At 33.3% G+C, this 6,795-nt stretch carries 7 protein-coding genes; 5 read left to right on the top strand and 2 right to left on the bottom strand.

Annotated features, from left to right (window positions below):
• Positions 1-61: 61 nt before the first annotated feature.
• Entirely contained in the window at positions 62-1,357 is a 1,296-nt protein-coding gene (locus AB1410_09725) for an adenylosuccinate synthase (protein ID MEW6456974.1), read from the bottom strand.
• A gap of 150 nt (positions 1,358-1,507) precedes the next feature.
• Between AB1410_09725 and AB1410_09730 the strand changes: the two genes are divergently transcribed.
• Genes AB1410_09730 through rfaE1 form a run of 4 tightly spaced genes read left to right on the top strand, consistent with a single transcriptional unit; the run spans position 1,508 to position 4,837 of the window.
• On the top strand, positions 1,508-1,696 hold the full coding sequence (locus AB1410_09730) for a Trm112 family protein (protein ID MEW6456975.1): 189 nt from the start codon (positions 1,508-1,510) through the stop codon (positions 1,694-1,696).
• Positions 1,683-2,717, top strand: a complete 1,035-nt coding sequence (locus tag AB1410_09735) for a glycosyltransferase family 9 protein (protein ID MEW6456976.1) — start codon at positions 1,683-1,685, stop codon at positions 2,715-2,717. The genes AB1410_09730 and AB1410_09735 overlap by 14 nt, the downstream gene beginning before the upstream one ends.
• A complete protein-coding gene (locus tag AB1410_09740) occupies positions 2,707-3,885 on the top strand; it encodes an O-antigen ligase family protein (GenBank protein MEW6456977.1) in 1,179 nt (392 codons plus the stop codon). Before AB1410_09735 ends, AB1410_09740 begins: the two co-directional genes overlap by 11 nt.
• Positions 3,866-4,837 carry a D-glycero-beta-D-manno-heptose-7-phosphate kinase gene (gene rfaE1 / locus AB1410_09745; protein ID MEW6456978.1) on the top strand — a complete coding sequence of 324 codons (972 nt, stop codon included), beginning with the start codon at positions 3,866-3,868 and terminating at the stop codon, positions 4,835-4,837. The genes AB1410_09740 and rfaE1 overlap by 20 nt, the downstream gene beginning before the upstream one ends.
• Here the strand turns inward: rfaE1 and AB1410_09750 are convergent.
• Positions 4,827-5,192, bottom strand: coding sequence for a hypothetical protein (locus tag AB1410_09750; protein MEW6456979.1), 366 nt, complete (start codon positions 5,190-5,192; stop codon positions 4,827-4,829). The genes rfaE1 and AB1410_09750 overlap by 11 nt on opposite strands.
• Before the next feature lie 323 nt (positions 5,193-5,515).
• Here AB1410_09750 and AB1410_09755 point away from each other — a divergent pair, with 323 nt between their 5' ends.
• On the top strand, positions 5,516-6,622 hold the full coding sequence (locus AB1410_09755) for a metallophosphoesterase (GenBank protein MEW6456980.1): 1,107 nt from the start codon (positions 5,516-5,518) through the stop codon (positions 6,620-6,622).
• Positions 6,623-6,795: the final 173 nt, after the last annotated feature.

A 6,795-nucleotide genomic window follows, 5' to 3' on the forward strand; every position in this document is an offset into this window, starting at 1 on the left:
AGCACACTGCATCCCTTGGATTTCATTATCTTTTTTGATGTATAAGAAGAGAGCCAATATGTTAGAAAGTTAAAGGAAAGCTCTCGTTCAGAATTATAGTTTCATACCTGTCAGAACCTGTGGATACAATAGAAATTTTTGTTTCAGTAATTTTCTCGATTGCCTCTAAATATACACTTGCTCTTTTTGGAAGTTTTTGATGGCTTTTTATCCCCTTTGTTTTCTCCATCCACCCTTCAAAAACCATGTATTCAGGCTCAACTTCATTCAATATCCACCACTCTGTAGGAAAGAACTCTAACTTTTTACCTTTATGCTTATAGCCAGTACAGATCTTTATTTCTTTAAAATCATCCAGAACATCCAATTTAGTGATAGCAAGATAATTTATTCCTGTGATTCTGCATGCGTAATTCAGGCTGAACCCATCTAACCACCCGCATCTTCTGGGTCTTCCTGTTGTAGCTCCATACTCATTTCCTATATCTCTTAAAATATGGCCTATTTTTCCATGAAGTTCAGTGGGAAATGGACCTGCTCCCACTCTTGTTGTATAAGCTTTTGAGACTCCAATTATGCAGTCTATCTTTGACGGGCTAATTCCCATTCCTGTCAATATTCCTCCAGGATTAGGATTTGATGCTGAAACAAAAGGATAAGTTCCATGGTCTAAATCGAGCAACACTCCCTGGGCTCCCTCAAATAATATTTTCTTACCCTTTTCTATCTCATCGTTGATAAACTTCACAGTATCAATCACGTAAGACTTGATTTTTTCACCATATTTTAGATAAGTTTCATATATTTCATTTTTATTCAGCTCTGGATGATTAAATTTATGTTTTAAAATGAAATTTTTTTCTTCAATCCTTTCAAATAAAATTTCCCTAAACAGATCAGGATAATAAAGCATTGATATTTTTATACTTTTCCTTCCTATCTTATCTTCATAGCAGGGGCCAATTCCCTTGCATGTTGTTCCTATCTTTTTCTTTCCAAGGCTTTCTTCGTTCAGCCTATCCAGCAATTCGTGGTAAGGAAAAATTAAATGACAATCTTTACTTATGAATAATCTTCCATCGGGATTTACTTTAAATTTTTTAATATCCTCAACCTCTTTCAAAAAGGAATCAGGATTCACCACAACTCCATTACCTATTATACAAATCGTATTCTCATGAATTATTCCCGAAGGAATCAAGTGAAGCACTATTCTTTGATTATTCACAACAACAGTATGGCCAGCATTATGGCCACCCTGATATCTGCAAACAACATCAAATCTTTCGCTCAATAAATCAACGATTTTCCCCTTGCCCTCATCTCCCCACTGGGCGCCAAGCACAAGAATATTCATCCTTATTCCTTTCCCTTTATTAATTATTCAAAGTTATGTTTGATTTAAATTTATATCAAAGATAATCACATAATTCAAATTTATTTGATTTATTCTCTCATTTTTCTTATCATATTTAAGTTATGTAAAATTTGTAATATGGAGGAGAGAATGACCATAGACCCAGAGCTCCTTGAAATACTTGCCTGCCCTTTGTGCAAAGAATCAGTCGAATTGATAAAAGAAGGAAAAGGGTTGAGATGTGTAAAATGCAAAAGAATTTATCCAATTCGTGATGAGATACCAGTGATGCTTATAGAAGAGGCCTATTTCGAAGAAGAAAAAGTTGAACAAAGTTGAACAAAAAAAACTCAAAAAAATTCTCCTCGTAAGATTAAGACTTATCGGAGACGTAATAATGACAACGCCTGCTCTAAGAATATTAAAAGAAACCTTCCCCAATTCATTTATATCTTATGTGGTGGAAACCGAACAGAAAGAAATAATTGAAGGAAATCCTTCGATAGATAAATTAATTGTGTTAAAAAGAAAGTCTTCCCTGATAGAATTTCTTAAATTTATAAAATCATTGAGAAAAGAAAGATATGATGTGGCAATAGATTTCCATGGAGGACCTAAAGCTTCCTTAATCGCATTCTTCTCAAGAGCAGATTTAAAAATCGGGTATAATATACCATACAGAAAATTATTATATGATATACACGTCAGAAGAAAAACAGATAAGCCAATTCATAGCATTGAATCTCAGATAAACCTTCTAAAACCAATGGGAATAGATATAAAAAGTATTCCTCCTGTATATATTCCTGATGCAAATTCAGAAGAAAAAATTCGAATTGAAAAAATATTAAATGATAATTATCTAAAAAATTACAAAAGAGTTTTGCTTCATGTATCTGCAGGAAATGAATTCAGGGATTGGGGAATTGATAACATAAAAAAATTCATAAAGTATCTCTCCCAGGAAGAATCGATGAAGGTAATCCTTGTTGGTTCAGAAAAAGATTTAGATAGAGTAGATTATTTAAAAAATGAAAAAAATGTATATTCTCTTGTGGGAAAATTAAATTTAAAGGAGTTAAGAGAAATCATTATCAAATCTGATGTCTTCGTGGGTCCGGATAGTGGACCAATGCATTTAGCCTCTACCACAAGAACCCCGATAATAGCTTTATTTGGTCCTACAATCCCAGAAATCTTTGGGCCATGGAGTGAAAATGCTTTCGTTATTCAAAAAAATTTCGATTGCAGGCCATGCAAACAGAAAAAGTGTGAAAAGGAATTCATATGTATTAGAAGCATTTCCCCTGAAGAGGTATTTGAGAAAGTAAAAAATACTTTAAACATAAATGGAAATTAAAGATAGAAGTTTTATAGAGATATTCTTTTTCTTTTCGTTGTTGTTCTTCATTGTCTTCATCCCCATTTCAATTGCATCGTCTCAGGTTTTCTATACCCTCTCATCATTACTTTTGATAATTATTTTAATAAAAAACAAGAAGAAAATAAGAATCCCTGCCTTCTTTATTCCCCTTGGAATCTATGCAATTTTAACCATTTTTTCTGCCATATTCTCAGTTAGAAGGGATGAAAGTCTTAAAGACATAAAAGAAATTCTTCTGTTTCTAATTGTGATCCTTATTTTTAACAGTATTAAAGATACATATGAATTAAAAATTTTAAATTATGCGATTTCAATACCGATAATCTTAAGTTCAATTCTTTCTTTCCTTCAATTTTACGTATTTCCTTCAATAGAAAAAAGAGCTACTGGATTTCTAAGTCACTACATGACTCAGGCAGGCATCATGCTCCTTATCTTCTCTGTTTCGTTAGGACTTTTCCTGGGGGAAAAGAAAAATAAAAAAATATACTGGCTTTTTATTTTCATACTATCTACCCTTGCATTAATTTTTACGATGACAAGAGGGGCATGGATAGGTGCCATATTTTCTGCTTTTTTAATATTCATAATTTACAAACCAAAATTTGCCCTCTCAATTCCTATGGCTCTCGTGATATTTTTCCTGGTTTCTCCTGAAAATATTAAACAAAGAGCTCTGAGCACATTCTCCCTTGAAGATGCTTCTAACAGGGACAGAATCTATATGCTTGAAGCAGGAATCAAAATAATTAAGTCATCCCCTGTTCTTGGGGGCGGACCTAATACAATTAAATATCTATACGCTGATAAAAAATACAGGCCTGCTGGAGCAAAAAAAACAAACCCTCATCTTCACAACAATATAATTCAGATCTCAGCTGAAAGAGGAATCCCCGCTCTAATAACCTGGCTTTCATTCATTATTTTTTCTTTCATTCTTTTATATAAAAAATGGAAAAAATCCCAGGATCCTTATTTAAAACATCTATCTTTAGGAATTCTTGGCGGAGTTCTTGGCTTCTTTATTTCTGGCTTTTTCGAATACAATTTCGGAGATTCAGAAGTTAAAATGCTCTTTCTTTATCTTATCTCAGCACCTCTTGCCATTAAATATAACGGGGAAAATGGAAATAAAAAAGATTGAAAGACTTATAAAGAATTACTCTAACGTTAACGTGTCAATAATCGGAGATGTTATGTTAGACAGGTTTATTTTTGGAAGGGTTTCACGTATTTCACCAGAGGCCCCAGTGCCTGTAGTAGAAATAGAGAAAGAAGAAATAAGAGCTGGAGGAGCAGGTAATGTTTCTCTCAATGTAAAAGCTCTTGGTGGGAAATGTATCCTCTACGGCATAATTGGCAATGATGATGACGGAAAATTACTCAGGAATTTAGTTAATGAAGATAAAGGCCTTGTATCCGACTTAAGAAGACCAACTACTTTAAAAACAAGAGTTATAGCTCATCAACAGCAGGTCGTAAGAGTGGACAGAGAAGTAACGACAAAAATATCTGGAGAAATAGAGAGTAGCCTTTTCAAGAAACTTAAGGAAAATAAAACTGATGGAATTATTGTATCTGACTATAATAAAGGCATAATAACTAAAACTTTAATGGAAAAAATCGTAAATTTTTCCAAGGAAAAGGACATCCCCATATTTGTAGACCCAAAAGTTGAAAATATCGAGCTATATAGAGATACTTATTTAATAACGCCCAACCAGACGGAAGCAGAAGAAATAACAAGAATTAGATTGAAAAACGAAGGGGACATTGAAAAAGCAGCTATTAAGATTAAAGAAGAACTAAACTGCAAATATGTAGTAATAACCCGAGGAGAGAAAGGAATGAGTGTGCTCGAGGATGAAACCCGATTTTATCATCTTCCGGCCAAGGCAAAAGAGGTTTATGATGTAACCGGCGCAGGAGATACAGTAATTTCTATTTTAGCTCTCTCTTTGCTCTCAGGAGCAGACATTTATGAAGCCTCTAATCTGGCAAATTATGGAGCTGGTATTGTCGTGGGAAAGCTTGGAACTGCAACAGTTACTCAAAAAGAGCTATTCCTCTCAATAAAAAATAGTATCAGGCGTTAAATTTAACAATTTTTTTCATTTCAAACATGATTTTTCCCATATCGGAAAGAGCATATAAAATTGCTTCGTCAATCGGATAGATTTTTATTTCGTAATCTCTTTTTATCTGTTCTAGATTAAAAAGAAATCCCTTCTCAAGCTCTTTAATCTCTTTCCCTATGTTATCCGTTAAAAATTTCCAAATTTCATAATTGGTTAAAATAATAAAAAGAACTCTATTTGCCTCTAATTCCTTTTCATCTTCTGTCATAAAAACAACGGGACGGCAGAAATATTTCAGTCTCCATATCAAAACCCTTTTTAAAATTTCTTCCAGATTCTCCATTCCAAAAAATATAAGCAATACCGATGCCATTTTAGAAATCATTGAATTATCGATATTTTTTTCTAATATTTAGAAATAAAGTAAACAAAAGTTAACAATAAATTAACCCAAATAAGTAAACCAGCTTCTGAATTCCTCATTTCATTACTCTACACGATCTGTTACCTGGATAACTCTGTCACAAAACTTTACTTGCTTCCGATAATCTATTTCTGTTGAATGGCTTGAGTTTCTGATGATATAATCTCCACGATGAAAAGGGATTTTCTTCCCATAACAATTGACCTCCGGAGTATTGGAACTTTTGAAGAAATGTGAAAAAGTGAGCATTGAAAGACTGGATTGAATCTTGAATGAATAGAATATATTTTGCCGTATTTTTTTCAATTACTCTTTCTATTTACTTCTTAATGCATTTTTATATTTTTACGAGGTTAGTCAGAGATTTTTCAATATCTTATCCATTAAAAGGATACTTATTTTTTCTCTTCCTGATCGGGTCTATATCTTTTATAGGAGGAGAAATTCTAAACAGGCAATTCTCAATTCTTGTTAAATCTTTAATCTATTTTGGACTAATCTGGCTTGGAGTAATCTCCATTACCCTTTCCATATTTCTTGTCTCTGAGATTTTCAGGGCTATTTTCCCTTCCTCAAAGCTTCTAATCTCATATATTTCGTTATCTCTAATTATTGTATTAACAATCTTCTCAACCTATAACGCTCATCTTCCGCCCAAAGTAAAAGAAATTAGGGTTCGTTCGAGAAACTTAGCTAAGGAATCTAAAGAATTCACCATAGTCCAGCTTTCTGATTTACATCTTGGGGTCACATCACGCTTGAAATGGCTTGAGAAGGTTGTGGATACAACTAACAACCTGAAACCTGACCTTATAGTAATAACAGGAGACCTCATTGACCAGGACATTTCTAATATTAATGGATTCAGTAAGTCTCTTAGAAGACTTAAAGCTGAACATGGAGTAGTAGCTGTTACGGGAAATCATGAGTTTTATGCTGGAATCGATAAATTCTTAAAGATTACTGAAAAATCCAATATAAAAATTTTAAGGAATGAAAAGCTTATATTGTCTAATAATCTGGAGATTATTGGAGTTGATGACGATACTTCAAGCAGATTTGAAGGTGAAAGACATGGTATTCAAAATCTATTAAGTGATGTGGATTCAAATAGATTCTCTATCCTTCTCTCCCACAGGCCTAAAAACTTTGAACTGGCAGCTAAATCAGGGGTAGATCTTCAACTTTCAGGCCACTCCCATGCAGGTCAAATTCCTCCTATGGATTTGATCGTGTTCTTATCATTTAAATACCCTTATGGACTTTATTCCTACAAAAATTCTTATCTTTACACAACCTCAGGAACTGGAACATGGGGTCCACCCATGAGGCTCTTTTCCCGCTCAGAAATTGTAAAACTAATTCTCGAACTTCCTTAACTGCTAATATAACTCAATGCGCCCTGTCAACTAAAAATTAAAAATGTGTCAACTAAAAATTAAAAATGGACTATTATTCAATGATTTAAAGTTTAAAAGTGGACTTTTTGGACACGCTATGATTTAAACCTTCTTTCGATAAAGGAGGTTTAAATTATGGCTAAGCAACTTCA

This window comes from Acidobacteriota bacterium (genome assembly GCA_040756905.1).
Lineage (GTDB): Bacteria > Acidobacteriota > Aminicenantia > JBFLYD01 > JBFLYD01 > JBFLYD01.

What these genes read in the sequence shown, in the direction of transcription:
- AB1410_09725 (MEW6456974.1), bottom strand. Translation starts at nt 1,357, where the DNA reads ATGAATATTCTTGTGCTTGGCGCCCAGTGGGGAGATGAGGGCAAGGGG.
- AB1410_09730 (MEW6456975.1), top strand. Translation starts at nt 1,508, where the DNA reads ATGACCATAGACCCAGAGCTCCTTGAAATACTTGCCTGCCCTTTGTGC.
- AB1410_09740 (MEW6456977.1), top strand. Translation starts at nt 2,707, where the DNA reads ATGGAAATTAAAGATAGAAGTTTTATAGAGATATTCTTTTTCTTTTCG.
- rfaE1 (MEW6456978.1), top strand. Translation starts at nt 3,866, where the DNA reads ATGGAAATAAAAAAGATTGAAAGACTTATAAAGAATTACTCTAACGTT.
- AB1410_09750 (MEW6456979.1), bottom strand. Translation starts at nt 5,192, where the DNA reads ATGGCATCGGTATTGCTTATATTTTTTGGAATGGAGAATCTGGAAGAA.
- AB1410_09755 (MEW6456980.1), top strand. Translation starts at nt 5,516, where the DNA reads ATGAATAGAATATATTTTGCCGTATTTTTTTCAATTACTCTTTCTATT.